This is a genomic window from Pandoraea horticolens (assembly GCF_902459555.1).
In the GTDB taxonomy this organism is placed as follows: Bacteria; Pseudomonadota; Gammaproteobacteria; order Burkholderiales; family Burkholderiaceae; genus Pandoraea; species Pandoraea horticolens.
In genome coordinates, this window is sequence record NZ_CABPSM010000002.1 from 539538 (window position 1) to 558580 (window position 19043).

16 protein-coding genes are annotated in these 19043 nt (G+C 63.4%); 12 read left to right on the top strand and 4 right to left on the bottom strand.

Annotated features, from left to right (window positions below):
- Nucleotides 1-80: 80 nt before the first annotated feature.
- The 4 genes from PHO31112_RS06355 to PHO31112_RS06370 all read left to right on the top strand — a co-directional run bounded on the left by PHO31112_RS06355 (nucleotide 81) and on the right by PHO31112_RS06370 (nucleotide 4050).
- Nucleotides 81-1076: a YncE family protein gene (locus PHO31112_RS06355; RefSeq protein WP_150619704.1), complete on the top strand. Its 996-nt coding sequence runs from the start codon at nucleotides 81-83 to the stop codon at nucleotides 1074-1076.
- Nucleotides 1077-1139: 63 nt separating this feature from the next.
- Nucleotides 1140-2180 (top strand): sterol desaturase family protein, encoded by a 1041-nt coding sequence (locus PHO31112_RS06360; protein ID WP_150619705.1) that lies wholly within the window; start codon nucleotides 1140-1142, stop codon nucleotides 2178-2180.
- Entirely contained in the window at nucleotides 2177-3121 is a 945-nt protein-coding gene (locus PHO31112_RS06365; RefSeq protein WP_150619706.1) for an EI24 domain-containing protein, read from the top strand. Before PHO31112_RS06360 ends, PHO31112_RS06365 begins: the two co-directional genes overlap by 4 nt.
- 89 nt (nucleotides 3122-3210) lie before the next feature.
- Nucleotides 3211-4050, top strand: a complete 840-nt coding sequence (locus PHO31112_RS06370; RefSeq protein ID WP_150619707.1) for a competence/damage-inducible protein A — start codon at nucleotides 3211-3213, stop codon at nucleotides 4048-4050.
- A gap of 107 nt (nucleotides 4051-4157) precedes the next feature.
- Here PHO31112_RS06370 and PHO31112_RS06375 read toward each other — a convergent pair whose 3' ends face one another.
- Complete coding sequence (locus PHO31112_RS06375) at nucleotides 4158-5174, bottom strand: zinc-binding alcohol dehydrogenase family protein (RefSeq protein ID WP_150619708.1); 1017 nt, start codon at nucleotides 5172-5174, stop codon at nucleotides 4158-4160.
- A gap of 140 nt (nucleotides 5175-5314) precedes the next feature.
- Between PHO31112_RS06375 and PHO31112_RS06380 the strand changes: the two genes are divergently transcribed.
- Nucleotides 5315-6253 (top strand): LysR family transcriptional regulator, encoded by a 939-nt coding sequence (locus PHO31112_RS06380; protein ID WP_150619709.1) that lies wholly within the window; start codon nucleotides 5315-5317, stop codon nucleotides 6251-6253.
- Nucleotides 6254-6260: 7 nt separating this feature from the next.
- On the opposite strand, the gene PHO31112_RS06385 is transcribed toward PHO31112_RS06380, so the two are convergent.
- The gene (locus PHO31112_RS06385) at nucleotides 6261-6695 is read right to left on the bottom strand and encodes a YybH family protein (protein WP_150619710.1); all 435 of its coding nucleotides are present in this window, start codon (nucleotides 6693-6695) and stop codon (nucleotides 6261-6263) included.
- Between the two features lie 262 nt (nucleotides 6696-6957).
- Nucleotides 6958-7686, bottom strand: coding sequence for a fumarate/nitrate reduction transcriptional regulator Fnr (fnr, locus tag PHO31112_RS06390; protein WP_150619711.1), 729 nt, complete (start codon nucleotides 7684-7686; stop codon nucleotides 6958-6960).
- 327 nt (nucleotides 7687-8013) lie between these two features.
- On the opposite strand from fnr, the gene scpB reads away from it, so the two are divergent.
- The 7 genes from scpB (at nucleotide 8014) to truB (ending at nucleotide 18218) form a co-directional block, all read left to right on the top strand.
- Nucleotides 8014-9237, top strand: coding sequence for an SMC-Scp complex subunit ScpB (scpB, locus tag PHO31112_RS06395; RefSeq protein ID WP_150619712.1), 1224 nt, complete (start codon nucleotides 8014-8016; stop codon nucleotides 9235-9237).
- A gap of 181 nt (nucleotides 9238-9418) precedes the next feature.
- Nucleotides 9419-11176 carry a pseudouridine synthase gene (locus PHO31112_RS06400; RefSeq protein WP_246177794.1) on the top strand — a complete coding sequence of 586 codons (1758 nt, stop codon included), beginning with the start codon at nucleotides 9419-9421 and terminating at the stop codon, nucleotides 11174-11176.
- Between the two features lie 428 nt (nucleotides 11177-11604).
- Nucleotides 11605-12063, top strand: coding sequence for a ribosome maturation factor RimP (rimP, locus tag PHO31112_RS06405; protein WP_010803774.1), 459 nt, complete (start codon nucleotides 11605-11607; stop codon nucleotides 12061-12063).
- Nucleotides 12060-13535, top strand: coding sequence for a transcription termination factor NusA (gene nusA, locus PHO31112_RS06410; RefSeq protein ID WP_150586786.1), 1476 nt, complete (start codon nucleotides 12060-12062; stop codon nucleotides 13533-13535). The genes rimP and nusA overlap by 4 nt, the downstream gene beginning before the upstream one ends.
- A gap of 80 nt (nucleotides 13536-13615) precedes the next feature.
- Nucleotides 13616-16603 carry a translation initiation factor IF-2 gene (gene infB, locus PHO31112_RS06415; RefSeq protein ID WP_150619714.1) on the top strand — a complete coding sequence of 996 codons (2988 nt, stop codon included), beginning with the start codon at nucleotides 13616-13618 and terminating at the stop codon, nucleotides 16601-16603.
- An 83-nt stretch (nucleotides 16604-16686) separates the two neighbouring features.
- Nucleotides 16687-17103: a 30S ribosome-binding factor RbfA gene (rbfA, locus tag PHO31112_RS06420; protein ID WP_010803777.1), complete on the top strand. Its 417-nt coding sequence runs from the start codon at nucleotides 16687-16689 to the stop codon at nucleotides 17101-17103.
- 128 nt (nucleotides 17104-17231) lie between these two features.
- A complete protein-coding gene (gene truB, locus PHO31112_RS06425) occupies nucleotides 17232-18218 on the top strand; it encodes a tRNA pseudouridine(55) synthase TruB (RefSeq protein ID WP_150619715.1) in 987 nt (328 codons plus the stop codon).
- 68 nt (nucleotides 18219-18286) lie between these two features.
- Here the strand turns inward: truB and PHO31112_RS06430 are convergent, their stop codons facing one another.
- Nucleotides 18287-18781, bottom strand: coding sequence for an acyl-CoA thioesterase (locus PHO31112_RS06430; RefSeq protein ID WP_150619716.1), 495 nt, complete (start codon nucleotides 18779-18781; stop codon nucleotides 18287-18289).
- Nucleotides 18782-19043: the final 262 nt, after the last annotated feature.

Genomic DNA, 19043 nt, shown 5'->3' on the forward strand with positions numbered 1-19043 from the left:
TTTTCGAAGCCTCATCTCTGCATGCTTCGTCACCGTTTCAGTCACTTTTCTGTCCATTTTTTCTCCCGAGAGACTCTGCAATGCGCAAACTTCTGATCGCTGCCAGTCTGGCTGCCTCTTTGGGGCTGGCTGCGCTTGCCGGACCGGCCAGAGCCGCCGCGCCGGTGCCCGACAATGTCGTGGTCGTGCTCAATTCGGCCGATGCCAGCGTCAGCCTCATCGACAAGGCTACGCAGAAGGTCATCCAGACGTTCCCGGTCGGCAAGGAGCCACACCATTTGATGGCCACCCCTGACAATCAGTCGCTCATCGTGGCGAATTCGGTGGGCAACAATCTGGTCTTCCTCGACCCGAAGACGGGGCAGATTCAGCGCAAGATCGAGAACATCGAAGACCCGTACCAGATTGGCTTCTCGCCCGACAAAAAGTGGTTCGTCGCCAATGCGCTGCGACTGGATCGGGTCGACGTGTACCGCTTCGACGGCAAGAACCTGAGCGTGGCGCAGCGCATCCCGCTCAAGAAGATGCCAAGCCATCTGGTCTTCACGCAGGACAGCAAGACGGTGTTCATCTCGTTGCAGGAGTCGAACGAGATCGCCGCCATCGATCTGGCCACCCAGAAGGTGCTGTGGACGCTGAAGGTCGGCGACAGCCCGGCCGGGGTGTGGCTCACGCCGGGTGACAAGTACCTGCTCGTGGGCATGACGGGGGCGGACTACGCCGCCGTGGTCGACTGGCGTAACCAGAAGGTCATCAAGACGATTCCGACGGGCAAGGGCGCGCACAACTTCCGCTCGCTCGCCGACGGCAAGCATGTGCTGATTTCGAACCGGGTGTCGAGCACGATCAGCATCATCGATCAGGATGCGCTCACGAACGTGGGCAACATCACCGGATTGCTGCCGGGACCGGACGACATGGAACTCTCAGCCGACCGGAAGACCCTGTGGGTGACGTTCCGCTGGGCACGCAAGGTGGGCATCATCGACCTGACGCAGCGCAAGCTGATCAATACCATTCCGGTAGGACGCTCCCCGCACGGGATCTATTTCTACGACCGTGCGCCGGTGCTGTAACATCGAACTATTGCCGCCAAGGCTCTACTGACCGGGCGTCCTCACGACGCCCGGCCCCGCGACATGTTCGATTCGCTGGTCGACGGTTTCTCCACCGCCTTCTCGGCGGTGCAGACCGAGATCTACATCCGCATCGTGCAGCCGGCGCTGTTTGCCACCGGACTGATGCCGCTCGCCGACGACGCCTTCGACGGTGTCCAGTTTTTCCTGATCGGCGTGCTCCAGATCGTGCTCATGCTTGCGCTGCTGCGCCCGCTCGAGGCGCTCGCGCCTGCCGAGCAGTGGCGCGAGCGCCGTGCCGTGCGTGTGGACGTGATCTACACGCTCGTGCACCGGCTCGGGCTCTTCAACCTGGTGTTCTTCTTCGCGTTCCGCCCGTTCTTCGACAATCTCCAGTCGTGGTTGCGTCTGGCCGGTTTCGTGAATCTGAACGTCGAGGACCTATGGCCGCCGGTGACGGGGCATGCGTTCGCGAGCTTCCTGATCTACCTGCTGATACTCGACTTCGCAGGGTATTGGTATCACCGCTGGGAACACACGTTGCGCTGGGGGTGGGCGCTGCATGCGGTGCATCACAGCCAGCGGCAGATGTCGCTCTGGACCGATAACCGCAATCATCTGCTCGACGATCTCATCAAGGCGGCGTTTTTTGCGACTCTCGCCATTCTGATCGGCGTGAGTCCGGTGCAATTCGTGCTGCTCGTGGCGGTCTCGGAATGGCTCCAGAGCCTTCAGCATGCGAATACGCGATTGCGTTTCGGCCGGCTCGGCGAGCGATTGCTCGTGAGCCCGGCATATCATCGGCGTCACCACGCGATCGGTGTCGGCCATGAAGGCCGCCATCGCGGCTGTAACTTCGGCGTGCTGTTCCCCTGGTGGGACATGCTGTTCGGCACCGCCGACTTTTCGCACGCGGGTGTCGCCACCGGCATTCGCGACCAACTCCCGCCACCGGCGGGCCGTCTGGCCGACTATGGCGAGGGCTTCTGGGCCCAGCAATGGCTCGGCTTGCGGCGTCTGTGGGCGAGCCTGCTGCCACGTCGCCCCGGCGCCTCCGATTCCGCTTCTCGTACCGACGGCACCGACCGTACCGAATCTGCATGAACGATATTCTTCGCGCGCTTGGCCGCGCGCTCGTGAGCCTGTTGCATCCGCGCATGTTGTGGCTCACCGCAATGCCCTTCATCGTCTCCGGCCTGATCTGGGGCGCCGTGATCTGGTTTGGCTGGGAGCCGTTTACCGATTTCCTGCGCGTCTGGCTCGAGCAATGGCAATTCACCCAGTGGATCTACCGCTTCTTCGGCTATTTCGGGGTGGACAGTGTGCGCATGGCGCTCGCACCGTTCATTCTCGTGGCGCTGCTTGTCCCCCTGATCGTCGTGACGGCGCTGCTGCTGATCGCGGGATGGTCGATGCCGGCGGTGCTGCGTCACCTCTCGCGCCGCCACTTCATTCACCTAGAGGCGCGGCAGGGCGGCTCATTCTGGGGCAGTCTCGGACAGTCGCTCGGTGCGACGGTGGTCTTTCTCATCGCGGCACTCGTGACGCTGCCGCTGTGGCTCGTGCCGCCATTCTTCGCCATCGTGCCGCCGTTGTTGTGGGGCTGGCTGACGTATCGCGTGATGACGTATGACGCGCTGGCGTATCACGCCAGTGCCGACGAGCGGCGCCGGATTGTGCGCGAGCGACGTTTGCCGCTGCTCGTGATCGGGGTGGCGACGGGGCTGCTCGGTTCGCTGCCGACGCTCTTGTGGGTCTCGTCCGTCATCATGATCGTGCTGTTCCCGGTCATTGCGTTGCTGGCAATCTGGCTCTACGTCGTGATCTTCGTGTTCTCTGCGCTGTGGTTCGCACACTACTGTCTGCGTGCGTTGTCGCGATTGCGCGCGGAAGAGGCCGCCCGGCACGGGCCGACGCTGGCTGCGACCGTGTTGCCCGACTCGGGCTCGCCGTCGTCCGAGAGCGAAGACCTGCCGCCTGCGCTGTCGCCGCCGGTACCGCCGCTGCCGGGAACTGGGCCGGGGCCCTCGAACGGTTCGCCGTGAAAGTGGCACAATCGCTTCACTGCGCGCTGCCGCCGGGCGGTGCCGCGCGATTCCCCCCCAGGCTCTGACGATAAGACAAAGGAAGCATCATGGCGGTAGGCATCATCATCATTGGCGACGAGATCCTCTCGGGACGTCGTCAGGACAAACATCTGCCCAAGATCATCGAGTTGCTGGCCGAGCGCGGCATGCAACTGGACTGGGCCGAGTACGTGGGCGACGATCCGGCGCGCATCACGGCCACGCTGCGCCGCAGTTTCGCCAGCGACGATATCGTTTTCGTGACCGGCGGCATTGGCGCCACCCCCGACGATCACACGCGCCAGTGCGCGGCGGCGGCGCTAGGTGTGCCGCTCGTGCTCACCCCGGAAGCCGAAGCGCTCATCATGGAGCGCATTGCCGACACCAGCCCCGATGGCCGCGCCGACATGAGCCAGCCGGACAACCGGCATCGTCTCAAAATGGGCGAGTTTCCGGTCGGTGCGCGCGTGCTGCCGAACCCGTATAACAAGATTCCCGGTTTCTCGGTCGCGCAGCATCATTTCATGCCCGGTTTCCCGGTTATGGCGTGGCCGATGATGGCCTGGGTGCTCGATACGGACTACGCAGCGCTGCATCATCTGACGAAACACACTGAGCGATCGATGCTGGTCTTCGGTTTGGCCGAGTCGACGCTGACGCCGCTTATGGAGGCCATCGAGGCCGAGTACCACGGCGTCAAGGTGTTCAGCCTGCCCAGCGTGGGCGACCCGCAGCGCGGGGAGATCTACGCGCGCCGTCACATCGATCTGGGCGTGAAGGGCGACCCGTCGCTGGTCGGGGCCGCTTTCGAGCGCCTGATCGCCGGGGTGGATGCGCTGGGCGGCGAGATCGTTCATCCGGCCGAGGCCATTGTGCTGCCCGAGGGAACGGTGCCGTCGGCGAAGTGACTAGCTGGCACTGACACGACTGACACGACGATAGCGGCGCTTACCTGTGATGGGGCAAGCGCCGTTTTTTTGACGGCTAACGTGGAAGAGGCGCGCGTTCGCGCCGCTCAGAACGGGGCGAGCACGAGCTTGCCGATGGTGCGTCCGCCTTCGAGCTGCGCGTGGGCGCGACGCAGGTTCGCCGCGTTGATCGGACCAATGACTTCACCGACCGTCGTGCGCAGCGTGCCAGCATCAACGAGCCGTGCAACTTCGGTCAGCAGTTTGTGCTGCGCAATCATGTCCGGCGTTTCGTACATCGCACGCGTGAACATGAATTCCCAGACGAACGTGGCGCTCTTGCTCTTGAGCAGACCGATCTCGAGCGGCCCTGCGTTCTCGACAATCGAGCAGATCTTGCCTTGCGGGGCCACGGCTTCGGCCATGGCCGGGAAGTGGGCGTCGGTGTCGTTCAGGCACAACACGAAATCCACCTGAGGCACGCCGGCCGCCTTCAATTGCGCGGGGATGTCCTGGTAATGATCGATCACGTGCTGCGCGCCGAGTTGACGGCACCAATCGGCCGATTCCGGGCGCGACGCGCTCGCCACGATGGTCAGTCGAGCCAGACGGCGTGCGAGCTGAATGGCGATGGAGCCAACGCCACCGGCGCCCCCGACGATCAGGATCGACTTGCCTTCGTCACTGCCGTCGGGGGCGATGCCGAGGCGATCGAAAAGGGCCTCCCACGCGGTGATCGTCGTGAGCGGCAGCGCCGCAGCGTTCACGAAATCGAGCGACGCGGGCATGTGGCCGACGATGCGCTCGTCCACCAGATGGAACTCGCTGTTCGCGCCGGGACGTGTGATGCTGCCTGCGTAATAGACCGGATCGCCGACCTTGAAAAGGGTGACGTCCGGGCCGACGGCGGCAACGGTGCCTGCCGCGTCCCAGCCGAGTACGCGCGGCGTAGCTTCGACCTTGTCTTTCGGTGCGCGAACCTTAGTGTCGACGGGGTTCACGGAAATGGCTTCGACCTTGACCAGCAAGTCACGTCCGGCCGCTGCCGGCATGGGGAGCTCGAAGTCTTCGAGCGACTTGGGGTCGTCGATGGGCAGGTAACGGGTCAATCCGATGGCTTTCATCTGCTTTCTCCTTGAGTTGCGGCGCGCCGTGCACGGGGGAGGGGCGACGACGCACGCAGTGCGATAGCGAGAGACTACGGCTAGTCGATTGCTTTGATAATTCGCATAATGCAGAAAAGATTTTTTGGGAAATCCATCAAATGGCATTGGACCTCGATACGGTGGCGTTGTTCGTGCGCGTGGCGGCGCTCGGTAATGTCTCGGCGGCAGGGCGCGAGCGGGGGCTATCGCCGGCCACCGCGAGTACGCGGCTCGTGCAGTTGGAAGGGGCGCTGGGCACGCGCCTGCTGCACCGTACGACGCGACGCGTCGCACTGACGCAGGAAGGGGAAATCTTCCTGCTCCAGGCGCAGGCGCTGCTTGCCGCCGAGGCTCGGGCACTGGCGAGCGTCGGGCAGGGGCTGGCGGCGCCTCAGGGGCGTTTGCGGGTGTCGTGCTCGTCGTCGTTCGGCCGTCAGCACATCTCGCCAGCGTTGCCCGAATTCCTTGAGTCCTATCCTGGCATTTCGCTCGACTTCCGGCTGACGGATCGCGTCGTCGACCTCATCGAGGAGGGCGTGGATCTTGCGATTCGCGTGGGTGCATTGCGCGATTCGACGCTGGTGGCCCGCAAGCTCGCCACAAATCGGCGCACGTTGTGCGCATCGCCGGCGTATCTCGCGGCGCGGGGGGCGCCGAAGCACCCCGGCGACCTTGCCGGGCACGACTGCCTGATTCTCGGCGAACAGCGCGACTGGCGGTTCGTCACGCCGGGCGGCACGCTGGTTGTGCGTGTGAGCGGGCGTCTCGCGTCGGATAACGGCGAGGTGCTGCGCGATGCTGTGCTGGCGGGGTTGGGTATTGCGCTCAAGTCGACGTGGGACATCGGCGCCCACTTGCAGCGCGGCGAACTGGTGCCGGTGCTGCCGGCGTATCCGCTGGCGGAGGAGGTGGCGATCTGGGCCGTCTACCCGAGTCGGGTGTTCGTGCCGCCGAAGACCCATGCACTGATCGAATTCCTGCAAGCACGCTTTGGCCCAGCGCCGTATTGGGACTGGGATGCTGCCGATGCCTCGCCGGCGTTGGCCACGCCGCAGTGACGGTGCGTCAGTGCAGGCGATGGTTGCGGGGCTGCTGCGTGCGGGGTTCCTCGTGACCGATGGCCGGGCTGGCATGATGCAGCACGAGCCGCCATCCATCGGCTTCCTTCAGATAGACGTTGGTGGCGAGCACAAAGGCGTAACGTGCCTCGGGATGGACTTCGACCTGAATCTGTTCGAGCACGTTGTGGACGGCGCACAACGGATTGTGAGCGACCTGAAGATGGCTCACCGTCAATTGCATTCCGCCGTTAGCGAGGATCTGGCGCCAGCTCGTGCGAACGGCCGCCGGGCCGACATGCCTTGGCCCCGAGGGGTGAATGCAGACGATCTCCTCGTCTTCCGACCAGACATCCATCAGCGTATCGGTGTCGCCGGCGCGCAGCGCTTCGTAATACGCATGCTCGGCGTCTTCCGGGCTCAGGAAAATGGCAGCGGGCATAACGGGCAGCCTCCGTCGGGATGATGCGCCTGGCTTGCGGGTATGCCGCCTGGCGAACGCGCCGATTATGGAGGGTTTGCCCGAGCTTGTCGAACCCTCGGACGATGGCGGCGCCCCGTGAGCGACTCTTGATCTGGCGCAAGGCAATGCCGACCCGGCACCGGTAGCTTATCGGTAATGCAGGAAAGTAGAAGCCAGCGCGGGCGGCGGCTTAGGGCGGGAGGAACGCGGGGACGCGTGGGGCGCCCCCGGGTTGCCGGTCTCAGCAGGGTGCGCCAGCGAGTTCGCGCAGCCCAATGGCGTCAACGATCTTGACGTGACGCTGCCGGATTTCGATCATGCCGTTCTGAGCGAATCGCGAAAACAGCCGGCTGACGGTTTCCAGCTTGAGGCCGAGGAAACTGCCGATTTCCTCGCGGCTCATGCGCAGCACGAATTCGTTGGCTGCATAGCCGCGGGCGGCCAGCCGCTCGGAAAGGTTGATCAGGAAGACCGCCAGGCGCTCTTCGGCGCGCATCGTGCCGAGCGCGAGCAGTTGCTGGTGCTCGTTGCGGATTTCCTGGCTCATCAGGCGGTGAAGCTGGCGTTGCAGCGACGGCACCTGACGCGATAGCGTCTCCAGTTCGCCGAAGCGGGCGATGCACAACTCGCTGTCTTCGAGGGCGATGGCGGTGCTCGGGTGATGGTTGTCGGCCACGGCGTCGAGGCCGATCAGCTCGCCCTGAAGGTGGAAACCGACGACCTGTTCGCGGCCGTCGGGCGCGGTAACGCAGCTTTTCAGCGAGCCGAAGCGAATGCCATAGACTGCGTTTAGATCATCGTTGGCGTGATAAAGCACTTCGCCTTTCTTGAGGCGACGGCGCTCGCTCACGAGTGCATCCAGTCGTTCCAGTTCGGGTTCCGGAATGCCGACGGGCAGGCAGAACTGCCCCAGCGAACACGTGGAACAACGGGGCTGAGCGATGGGAGTTCGACCGATCTCGGTGGTCATGGAGGCCCCTGAAGTTATTTCGCGAGTTTACCATGGGGGCGCCGACCTATCGTTTTCCTTACCAAGACGTCAGGGTTTCGACGAAGCTTTACGGGCGTCGGTGTTTCAGTAATAATTGCGCACATACCGGACGTCCGTCTCGCCGTACCATCGGCCTGGGCGTTTTCCCGGCAGGTCGTTCGAAGCATCCAGGTTGCGCCGCCGTCACTACGACCGAACACAAACGGGCGCGCACTTATGCGAAGCGGTTACGACCGCTTCTCGTGTTCCAAGCATCCATTTATTCCTGATACCGGGTCGCCAAGCCCCCGGTTTGCTTAGTCGCACATGAATACCCAAGAGGCGAAACTCGTCCTCGAGACCGCGTTGATTTGCGCGCAGGAGCCGCTCAAGGTCGGCGATCTGCGCAAGCTCTTCAATGACGCCGTGTCTGGTGACACGGTGCGCGCGCTGCTCGAGGAAATCCGCGTGCAATGGGATGGCCGAGGTGTGGAATTGGTGGCATTGGCCACCGGCTGGCGTTTCCAGAGCCGTCCGCGCATGCGTGAATACCTTGATCGCCTCAATCCGGAGAAGCCGCCGAAGTATTCGCGCGCCGTGATGGAGACGCTGGCGATCATTGCATACCGTCAACCTGTCACGCGAGGCGACATCGAAGAGATACGCGGCGTGACGGTCAACACGCAGATCATCAAGCAGCTCGAAGACCGTGGCTGGATTGAGGTGATTGGTCATCGCGAGGTGCCGGGACGCCCTGGCCTGTACGCCACGACCAAGGACTTCCTCGACGACCTGGGGTTGCGTGCGCTCGATGCGCTGCCACCGCTGGAAGATCCGGCGGCACAGGCGCAGATCGATCTGCTCGCGCAGCAGAACATCGAATTCGGTGAGCGTGCCGAGGGGGAGGCGGGTGACGAGGCGACGTCCGACGACGCGCCCGTCGCCGATGCCGACGCGCTGGCGCGTCTGGCGCAAACGCGCGCCGATGACTTGCCGCTTGCCCAAGGGCTGCCGGAAGGTCAGCGCCCGTTGGCGTCGATCGAAGAAGAGTTGACGCAAGACGCTTTGCTCGATGCCGTGATGGCGGAAGGCGAAGGCTTGTGCGAGGTGTCGCCCGAGGTGTTGGCGCAGGCGTCGAGCGAAATGACGTTGGACGTTGATGAACTCGCGGACATTGCTCACGTCAGTGAGCAGGGCGATGCACTGCACGGCGAACGTTCCGACGACGGTGCGCGGGATGCCGCGAAAGCGGCATTCGATGCCGATCTGGCGGAGGATGATATTGCTGGCCTGTCGGAAGATGTTGCGCAGGACGAGGAATATTCCGAAGAATCAGAGTCTGTGGTGTCGGTCGGCGACGATCCGCCGCAAGATATGCAGGACGTAGCGACGCAGGCGGCAGATTCCGCGGCGTCGGTCACGCAGGAGGTTTCCCCGCACGCTGTTGACTCGGCAGCGAACGAAGCCGCCGCCGCCGGACAGCCCATGTCCGGTGCGATGGATGACGACGAGAACGACGGGGACGACAAGAATCTCGTCACTGGTACCTGAAGGCACCGGCGCCTGGCGCCGGGAACACCCGCGGGACCGTTAGCGATAAGAACGAAGTCGCGGCAAGCATTTGCCGCGCATTCATGGTGCGAACACGGATCAGGGCAGCCACTAACGCCTGCCCACGACGATCCCGTTTTCCAATGAGGTTGTGTTGAAACAAAACGAAGAATCCCAGGACCTGCACGCACGCGATGCCGGTGCCGAAGCACGCGCGCCGGAAGGCGAGGGCGGTGACGACAAGACATCGCGCCGCGGTTTGCGCCGTGGTCCGCGCAGTCTGATTGCCCGCCGTCGTGCGGCTCAGCAAGCCAAGCGCGAAGGCGAGGACGGCGGTGCGGGTGAGTCCGCGCCGGACGCCGCGCACGGCGCACCACTTGACGACGCACCGCAGGGGCCCGCATCGGGCGCTGACGGTGCGCCGTCGGCCGCTCAGGGGCGTCCCCCTCGCAATGGCGCACGCAAGCCGCGCGGCGGCAAGCGTGACGGTGCCTCGCAGGCGTCGCAGCCGGCACAGGCCGGTGGCGGTGCTGGCAACGGTGTTGCGCCGGCCGGCAAGGCGCCGCAAGGGGCCAAGGGCCGTGGCCGCAAGGGTGCGCCCGGCGCCGGTGGCGCCGGCGGCAAGGGCGGCGACGACGATCTGTTTTCGTTCGTCACGTCGGGGGGCTTCGACAGCGAAGAGTCCGATGGCGACGCCAAGGCAGCCGCCAAGCGTGGCCGCCGTCCGGCAGATCGCCGTGTGCTGTCGCCGGACGACGAGGCGCCGAAGTTGCACAAGGTGCTTGCCGAAGCCGGCATGGGCTCGCGTCGCGAGATGGAAGAGCTGATTCTCGCCGGGCGTGTGTCCGTCAATGCAGAGCCGGCCCACATCGGCCAACGCATTCTGCCCACCGACCTGGTTCGCATCAACGGCAAGCTCGTCAAGCGTCGCATCACGAGCAAGCCGCCGCGCGTGCTGCTGTACCACAAGCCGGCGGGCGAAATCGTCAGCCACGCCGATCCGGAAGGCCGCGCGTCGGTGTTCGATCGCCTGCCGCTGATGAAGACGGCCAAGTGGCTCGCTGTCGGCCGTCTGGATTTCAATACGGAAGGTCTGCTGATTCTGACGACGTCTGGCGATCTGGCGAACCGATTCATGCATCCGCGTTACGAAATCGAGCGTGAATACGCCGTGCGTACCGTGGGGCAACTGAGCGAAGCCTCGCGCCAGCAACTGCTGCACGGCATCAAGCTGGATGACGGCGAGGCCAACTTCCTGCGTCTGAAGGATGGGGGCGGCGAAGGCTCGAATCACTGGTATCACGTGGCGCTGGCCGAAGGACGGAACCGCGAAGTGCGTCGTATGTTCGACGCGGCGGGGCTGATGGTGAGCCGTCTGATCCGTACGCGCTATGGCCCGTTGACGCTCCCGCGCGGTCTCAAGCGCGGTCGTTACGAAGAACTGGACGACGCACAGGTTCGCTCGCTATTTTCGGCTGTCGGCATGAAGATGCCGGGCCTAAGCCCGGACGAGAAGCCAAAGGGCGCTCGCGGCGGCAAGGCTGGTGCACCGAAGGAGCCGCGCCGTCAGCCGGACCCGATGCAGACCGCTCTGGGTGTTTTCAGTCGCGAGCCAGGGCAGTCGCGTCGTCCCCGCGCCAATCCGCTGACGGCATTCGTCGGCCCGAGCGGCGGTTATCCGGGGCAGACGCCTTCGCCGCGGGGTGAAGGGCGACGCTTCGGCGGTGGTGGCTCGACGGGCGGCGGCGGTTTCGGCGGCCAGTCGCGTAGCGGCAATGGTAACGGCAACGCCAATGGCAACCGCAGCCGTGGCGGCAACCGGACGGGTGGCGGCGGTGGCGGCGGTGGTGGTGGTGGTGGTGGTGGTGGTGGTGGTGGTGGTGGTGGTAACAGCGGTGGCGGCAACCGAGGCAATCGCGGCGGTAACCGTTCGCGTTGAGGCTGCCTGAACGTCCCGATGTGGACGGCGGAGAAGAATGGGCGGCGGCGAGCGATTGGCCGTCCCCCCCATTTTGCAGCGCAGCAACGTTGCATTGATGCCCGTCAGGCGGGCTTTTGGGGCGCCAAGCGTTGCAAATCGGCCCAAAACCATATAAAATCAATGAATAAGCTGGTTTGCGTGCCGAGCGATCTGTTGCGGCGCGCACCTCATGCGCAATGAGGCTGTAAGAAATGGGCGTTTCGCCCATTTTTTTTTTGCCGCGAGCGTTTTACACGCGGCCGATGCCGCCGCGTCGGGGAGTGGGTGTGCCGACACAGGTACGCCGGCCCGGGCGGTCGAGGCAGGTATCGTGCGACGTCCCATGCGGGGCGCGCAGACATGTCGGGCGCTGCTAATGCGCGCGAGTTTTTCTAGGGTGAGCAAAGTTGCAATTGCCAGAACTGATCGAGACCACGGTCGAAGGCCTGGGTTACGAGCTGGTCGATCTTGAGCGCGCCGGCGGCGGTTTGCTGCGCGTCTACATCGACAAGCCGGAAGGCATCACGATCGATGACTGCGAGACGGTGAGCCGTCAGCTCTCGCATGTCCTGATGGTCGAGAACGTCAACTACGACCGACTCGAAATATCGTCGCCGGGGCTGGATCGTCCGCTGCGCAAGCTGCGTGACTTCGAGCGTTTTGCCGGTGCGGAAGTAAGTCTTACGTTGCGTGTGCCGCTCGAAGGCCGCAAGCAGTTCCGCGGCATCCTGCAGGCACCGCAAGGCGAAAACTTGAGCCTGGAGTTCGAAGGCAAGGGCGGCCCGGCGCTGCTCGATTTCACCCTCGCGGATATTGACCGTGCGCGCCTTGTGCCGCAGATTGATTTTAGGAGTCGCAAACGATGAGTCGCGAAGTATTGCTGTTGGTCGATGCGCTCGCGCGCGAAAAGAACGTCGACAAGGATGTCGTGTTCGGCGCGCTTGAAGCAGCATTGGCTTCGGCCACCAAGAAGCGCTACACCGAAGACGTCGACATTCGCGTGCACATCGACCGCGAGTCGGGCGAGCACGAGAGCTTCCGCCGTTGGCTGGTCGTGCCGGACGAAGCCGGTCTGCAAGAGCCGGACAAGCAGATCCTGTTGTTCGAAGCTAAAGAAGAAAACCCGTCGATCGAAATCAACGAGTTCATCGAAGAGCCGGTGGAATCGCTGGAGTTCGGTCGTATCGGTGCGCAGGCGGCCAAGCAGGTCATTCTGCAGCGCATTCGCGATGCCGAGCGTGAGCAGATCCTGTCGGACTTCCTCGAGCGCGGTGAAAAGATCATGACCGGCACGGTCAAGCGTCTCGACAAGGGTAACCTGATCGTCGAGTCGGGCCGTGTCGAAGCGCTGCTGCGTCGCGATCAACTGATTCCGAAAGAAAACCTCCGTATCGGTGACCGCGTTCGCGCTTACATCGTGAAGGTCGACCGCACGGCACGCGGCCCGCAAATCGAACTCTCGCGCACGGCGCCGGAATTCCTGATTGAGCTGTTCGGCATGGAAGTGCCGGAAATCGAGCAGGGTCTGCTGGAGATCAAGTCGGCCGCTCGAGATCCGGGCGTACGCGCCAAGATCGCCGTGGTGGCGTACGACAAGCGCATCGATCCGATCGGCACTTGCGTGGGCATTCGCGGCACGCGTGTGCAGGCCGTGCGTAACGAACTGGGCGGTGAGAACGTCGATATCGTGCTGTGGTCGGAAGACCCGGCGCAATTCGTGATCGGCGCGCTCGCGCCGGCGGCGGTGCAGTCGATCGTCGTGGACGAAGAAAAGCACAGCATGGACGTCGTCGTCGACGAGAACGAACTGGCAGTGGCGATTGGTCGCAGCGGTCAGAACGTGCGTCTCGCGTCGGAACTGACCGGCTGGCAAATCAACATCATGACGCCGGATGAATCGGCAGAGAAGCAGAACGAAGAACGCGGCACGCTGCGTACGTTGTTCATGCAGCGTCTCGATGTGGATGAAGAAGTGGCGGACATCCTGATCGAGGAAGGTTTCTCGAGTCTGGAAGAGATCGCCTACGTGCCCCTTAACGAAATGCTCGAGATTGAAGCATTCGACGAGGACACGGTGCACGAACTGCGCAATCGTTCACGCGACGCACTGCTGACGCAGGCGATTGCCACCGAGGAAAAGGTCGAGGGTGTTGCACTCGATCTCAAGAGCCTCGACGGCATGACGCCCGAGTTGCTGGCCAAGCTGGCCGAGCATGAAATTCAGACGCGCGATGATCTGGCCGAGCTGGCTGTCGACGAACTGACCGAGATGACCGGCGTCGACGAAGAAGCTGCGAAGGCACTGATCATGAAAGCGCGAGAGCACTGGTTCCAATGATGACCTGCCCCGGCATGCATATGGAACAGTGAACTTTGAAGTTAACCGCAAGGCGCCTGGCCTTGCTTGAAGAGGTTTGAATGGCGAGCATCAACGTAGCCCAATTTGCTGCAGAACTGAAAATGCCGGCCGGCGTGTTGCTGGAGCAACTCAAAGCCGCCGGCGTGGACAAACTCAGCGCCGACGATTCGCTGACGGAAGCCGACAAGGCCCGTCTGTTGGAACACCTGCGCCGGTCCCACGGCGCGGGTGACGGCGACAAAAAGAAGATTACTCTGACGCGTCGCCAGACCTCGGAAATCAAGCAAGCCGACGCGACCGGCAAGGCGCGCACGATTCAAGTCGAAGTGCGCAAGAAGCGCACCTTCGTTAAGCGTGACGACGTTGCGGAAGGCGCGGATAACGCGGCGGCCGCTGCCGCCGAAGACGAATCGCTTCGTCAGCGTGAGGAAGATGCGCGCCGCGAAGCGGAGCGTCTGGCGGCAGAAGCTGCCGAGCTTAAGCGTCGACAGGAACAACTGGAGCGCGAAGAGGCCGAGCGTCGCGAGCGGGAAGAGAAGGAAGCTGCCGAGCGCCGTGCGCGTGAGGAAGCGGAGCGCGCAGCCGCAGCAGCCAAGGCGGCCGAAGAGCAGAAGGCGAAGGCCGAAGCCAAGGCCGGCGTGGAAGCCGAAAAGGCGTCGAGTGTTGACGCCGAAGCCGCCACCAAGGCAGACGCCGAGAAGGCGGAAAAGGCTGAAAAGGCCGAGCAAGCCGAGAAGGCGGCAGCGGCCAAGGCCGACGCCGAGCGCGAGCAAGCCCGCAAGGCCAGCGAGGAAGCCCGCGCGGCCGCCGAAAAGGCGAGCGCGGCTGCCGACAAGGCGCGTGCCGAAGAGGAAGCCATTCGCAAGCGTCGTGCAGCGGCAGAAGCCGAAGCGCGTGCGATTCGCGAAATGATGAATGCGCCGCGTCGCGTGCTGAAGGCACCGGAGCCGGCACCTGCTGCCGCTGCTGCCGCCGCTGCCGCGCCCAAGGCCGAAGCGAAGGGTACGCTGCACAAGCCGGCCAAGCCGGAAGGTGCCGCGAGTGCCAAGCCGGCAGACAAGAAGCCGGCCGCAGCGCCCGCGTCGACGACGGCCGGTGCAGCGGACAAGAAGGACAAGAAGGCCGGTGCCTGGCAGAAAGATGCCGATAATCGCAACAAGCGTGGCGGCATGAAGACGCGCGGCGACGCGAGCGGCGGTTCGGATGGTTGGCGCGGCGGTGGCCGTGGCGGCCGTCGTGGCGACCGTCATTCGCAGGATGGTCAGGCATTCCAGGCGCCGACCGAGCCGGTGGTGCGTGACGTCCATGTGCCGGAAACCGTCAGCGTTGCCGATCTTGCACACAAGATGTCGGTCAAGGCCGCAGAAGTCATCAAGCTGATGATGAAGATGGGGCAGATGGTGACCATCAATCAGGTGCTGGATCAGGAAACGGCAATGATCGTGGTGGAGGAGCTTGGCCACCGTGCGATCGCTGCGAAGCTGGACGATCCGGAAACGCTGCTGGAACTGGGCAACGAAGCGAAGGAAGTCGAATCGCTCCCGCGTCCGCCGGTGGTGACCGTGATGGGTCACGTCGACCACGGCAAGACCTCGCTGCTGGACTACATCCGTCGTGCCAAGGTGGCGGCGGGCGAAGCCGGCGGTATTACGCAGCACATCGGTGCGTATCACGTCGACACGCCGCGCGGCACGGTGACGTTCCTCGATACGCCGGGTCACGAGGCCTTTACGGCCATGCGTGCTCGTGGCGCACAGGCAACGGACATCGTGATTCTGGTGGTTGCGGCGGACGACGGTGTGATGCCGCAGACGAAGGAAGCGATCGCTCACGCGAAGTCGGCCGGTGTGCCGATCGTGGTGGCGATCAACAAAATCGATAAGCCGGAAGCCAACCCGGACCGCGTGAAGCAGGAACTCGTGGCCGAGGGTGTGGTGCCGGAAGAGTACGGTGGCGATTCGCCGTTCGTGCCGGTGTCGGCCAAGACGGGTGCGGGTATCGACGATCTGCTCGAGAACGTGCTGTTGCAGGCCGAAGTGCTGGAGCTGAAGGCGCCGGTGGATGCCCCGGCCAAGGGTATCGTGATCGAAGCGAAGCTGGACAAGGGTAAGGGTCCGGTGGCAACGATTCTGGTGCAGTCGGGTACGCTCAATCGCGGCGACATGGTGCTGGCCGGTCAGGCTTACGGCCGTGTGCGCGCCATGCTGGATGAAACCGGCAAGAGCGCGAAGGAAGCCGGTCCGTCGATCCCTGTGGAAATTCAGGGTCTGTCGGAAGTGCCGGGTGCCGGTGAAGAAGTGCTGGTGGTTCAGGACGAGCGCAAGGCACGCGAAATCGCGCTGTTCCGTCAAGGCAAGTTCCGCGACGTGAAGCTGGCCAAGCAACAGGCGGCGAAGCTCGAGAACCTGCTGGAGCAGATGACCGAAGGCGAAGTGAAGACGCTGCCGTTGATCATCAAGGCCGACGTGCAGGGTTCACAGGAAGCGCTGGCGCAATCGCTCAACAAGCTCTCGACGCCGGAAGTGCGTGTGCAGATCGTGCACGCGGCGGTGGGGGGCATCAGCGAAAGCGACGTCAACCTGGCAACGGCTTCGAAGGCGGTCATCATCGGCTTCAATACGCGTGCGGATGCACTGGCACGCAAGTTGGCCGAGTCGAACGGTATCGACATTCGTTACTACAACATCATCTATGACGCAGTGGATGAGGTGAAGGCGGCGATGTCGGGCATGCTGGCGCCGGAGAAGAAGGAAGTGATTACGGGTCTCATCGATGTGCGCCAGACGTTCAGCGTGCCGAAGATCGGGAAGGTCGCCGGCTGTATGGTGCTCGACGGCTTCGTCAAGCGTTCGTCGCATGTGCGTGTGCTGCGCGACAACGTTGTCATCTTCACGGGCGAGCTGGATTCGCTCAAGCGCTTCAAGGATGACGTGAAGGAAGTCAAGTCCGGCTTCGAGTGCGGTCTGTCGGTGAAGAACTTCAACGACATCACGGAAGGCGACCAACTGGAAGCGTTCGAAATCACGGAAGTTGCGCGTTCGCTGTAACGCGATTTGCACAACGGATGTGGAATGGCCCACCAAACCGGGAAACCGGTGGCGTGGGCCATTGCATTATTAGCGAGTATGTTATGGCAAAGAAACGTGGCGTTCCGGGTCGGAATCTTCGTATCAACGACCAGATCCAGCGCGATCTGTCGGAGTTGATTCAACGCGAAGTGAAGGACCCGCGTATTGGTCTGGTCACGCTGCAAAGCGTGGAAGTGACGCCGGATTATGCGCATGCGAAGGTGTATTACACAACGCTGACCGGCGATCCGAAGGCGACCGGTGAGGCGCTCAACGAGGCAGCCGGTTATCTGCGCAATCTGCTGTTCAAGCGCTTGCACATCCACACAGTGCCGACGCTGCACTTCCACTTCGATCAGTCGATCGAGCGCGCCATCGAGATGTCGCGACTGATCGATACCGCCAACGCTACGCGCGCGAAAGAAGAAGCGGGCGAAGGCGGCGTGCAAGACAGCGACAAGGAAGACGACGGCAAGTAAGCTGTCGATTGACGACGCAGCCTGCCGGGCTGGCCGATGGCGAGCCCGGTGATTTAGCGATGCCTGTGCATTCGTGAAGAGTGCCAGGGGTCGATTCCGACAAGAATCTCTCAAGCAATCCCCGCATCATGACGGACCCGCATTCGCAGGCACCCCGCCAAAAACTCCCCCGTTTCGCCCTCGATGGCGTGCTGCTGCTGGACAAGCCGCTGGGCCTCTCGTCCAACGACGCGCTGATCAAGGCCAAGCGTCTGTTGCAGGCGTTGAAGGCGGGCCATACGGGCACGCTCGACCCCCTGGCGACCGGTTTGTTGCCACTGTGCTTCGGCGAGGCGACGAAGTTCTCGCAGGATTTGCTCGAAGCCGACAAGACATACGAGGCGCATGTGCGTCTGGGCGCGACCACGACGACGGGTGACGCGGAAGGGGAGGTGCTGCTCACGCGTCCCGTGACGGTGGACGAAGCGGCGATTCGCGCGATGCTGCCGCGCTTCACGGGACCCATCTCCCAAGTGCCGCCGATGTACTCAGCGCTCAAGCGCGATGGAAAACCGTTGTATGAATATGCGCGTGCCGGGCAGACCCTCGAGCGTGAAGCGCGCGACGTCACGATCCATCTGCTGGAAATGATGGCGTGCTCGTTGCCCGACGCTGCCGAGTTCACTTTCCGCGTGACGTGCAGCAAAGGTACTTATGTGCGTACGCTGGCGGAAGACATCGGCGAAGCGCTGGGCTGCGGGGCGCATTTGCGCGCGTTGCGACGCACGGCGGTTGGCGCGCTTACCCTGGAAGGGGCCGTCACGCTGGAGGATCTGGCGGCGATCGGTCACGCGCAGCGCGTTGAGAAGCTGGCACCGGTCGATGCGCTGCTGAAGACGCTGCCGGCAGTCTGGCTCGACGAAACGCTCGCGAAGCGGTTCGCTCATGGGCAACGGCTGCGTCTGGACGAGACCCGCTGTCCTCAGCCCCTGCGCGCGTGCGCCGCCGCACATCATGACATCGAGGTGAAGGTCTACGCCGAAGCCGTTGGCGACGCCGCTGTTCGTTTGCTGGGGGTTGCGCGGTTGGATGGCGAGGCACTGCTCACGCCGCAGCGCCTTTTGAAAACGCAGTAAGCGGTCGTGCTGACGGTGGTGCGTTTTCGCGCATCGCCGTCACCCTTACCGCTGACGGTTCGCCGTTCTTAGTTCGAGACGTTTTCGGGTTTGAGTTCGACGATGGCGTCCAGCGCTGCCTTGACGTCTATCGCGTACTTCGCCAACGCCTTTTGCTCTTCCGTCTTTGGCTCGAAGGACGGCACGCCGACCGGGTGATTGTTTTCGTCGACGGCGACAAACACCATCAGGCAGTCGGTCGTCTGACGCAACTCGCCCCACTTGGGGTCGCCCGCGTGCACGGATACATGGATGTGCATGCTGGTGCGGCCCGTCGCCACGATACGTGCGCGCAGTTCCACGAGATTACCCACCAGAATCGGACGGCGGAAGCGGATGTTGCCGACGCTGACCGTCACGCAATAGCGGCCCGACCACGTGGCTGCGCAAGCGTACGCCACTTCGTCTATCCACTTCATGAGGGAGCCCCCGTGCACCTTGCCACCGAAATTGACGGCGGCCGGCTCGGCCAGAAAGCGGAAAGTGATTTCGGAGCGTTCGCTTTGGTTCTGCGGGGTATTCATGATGTTTATTTTTGCGGGCTGATGGTTCTTTCTTTCCCGGCTACCTTCCGGTTTTGGGGTGGCGAGGCGGGGAAAGCGCCATGATACTGCGATTGCGCAAGGTATGCCGACGCCTCGCGCAGGTACCCGTTCACGTTGATTCACGGTGGTTGGGTCGGTATGACCGCCTCGCACCCATGCCGAGAGCGTGCCAAGCGCGCAAGCGCCTGCCGTGGCCGATGAAAAAAACCCCGCTAAACATCAGCGGGGTTCAAGAAGTGCC

Bases quoted from the DNA above. Each gene is read 5' to 3' on its own strand.
- PHO31112_RS06355 (WP_150619704.1), top strand. From the start codon at position 81: ATGCGCAAACTTCTGATCGCTGCCAGTCTGGCTGCCTCTTTGGGGCTG.
- PHO31112_RS06360 (WP_150619705.1), top strand. From the start codon at position 1,140: ATGTTCGATTCGCTGGTCGACGGTTTCTCCACCGCCTTCTCGGCGGTG.
- PHO31112_RS06365 (WP_150619706.1), top strand. From the start codon at position 2,177: ATGAACGATATTCTTCGCGCGCTTGGCCGCGCGCTCGTGAGCCTGTTG.
- PHO31112_RS06370 (WP_150619707.1), top strand. From the start codon at position 3,211: ATGGCGGTAGGCATCATCATCATTGGCGACGAGATCCTCTCGGGACGT.
- PHO31112_RS06375 (WP_150619708.1), bottom strand. From the start codon at position 5,174: ATGAAAGCCATCGGATTGACCCGTTACCTGCCCATCGACGACCCCAAG.
- PHO31112_RS06380 (WP_150619709.1), top strand. From the start codon at position 5,315: ATGGCATTGGACCTCGATACGGTGGCGTTGTTCGTGCGCGTGGCGGCG.
- PHO31112_RS06385 (WP_150619710.1), bottom strand. From the start codon at position 6,695: ATGCCCGCTGCCATTTTCCTGAGCCCGGAAGACGCCGAGCATGCGTAT.
- fnr (WP_150619711.1), bottom strand. From the start codon at position 7,686: ATGACCACCGAGATCGGTCGAACTCCCATCGCTCAGCCCCGTTGTTCC.
- scpB (WP_150619712.1), top strand. From the start codon at position 8,014: ATGAATACCCAAGAGGCGAAACTCGTCCTCGAGACCGCGTTGATTTGC.
- nusA (WP_150586786.1), top strand. From the start codon at position 12,060: ATGAGTCGCGAAGTATTGCTGTTGGTCGATGCGCTCGCGCGCGAAAAG.
- infB (WP_150619714.1), top strand. From the start codon at position 13,616: ATGGCGAGCATCAACGTAGCCCAATTTGCTGCAGAACTGAAAATGCCG.
- rbfA (WP_010803777.1), top strand. From the start codon at position 16,687: ATGGCAAAGAAACGTGGCGTTCCGGGTCGGAATCTTCGTATCAACGAC.
- truB (WP_150619715.1), top strand. From the start codon at position 17,232: ATGACGGACCCGCATTCGCAGGCACCCCGCCAAAAACTCCCCCGTTTC.
- PHO31112_RS06430 (WP_150619716.1), bottom strand. From the start codon at position 18,781: ATGAATACCCCGCAGAACCAAAGCGAACGCTCCGAAATCACTTTCCGC.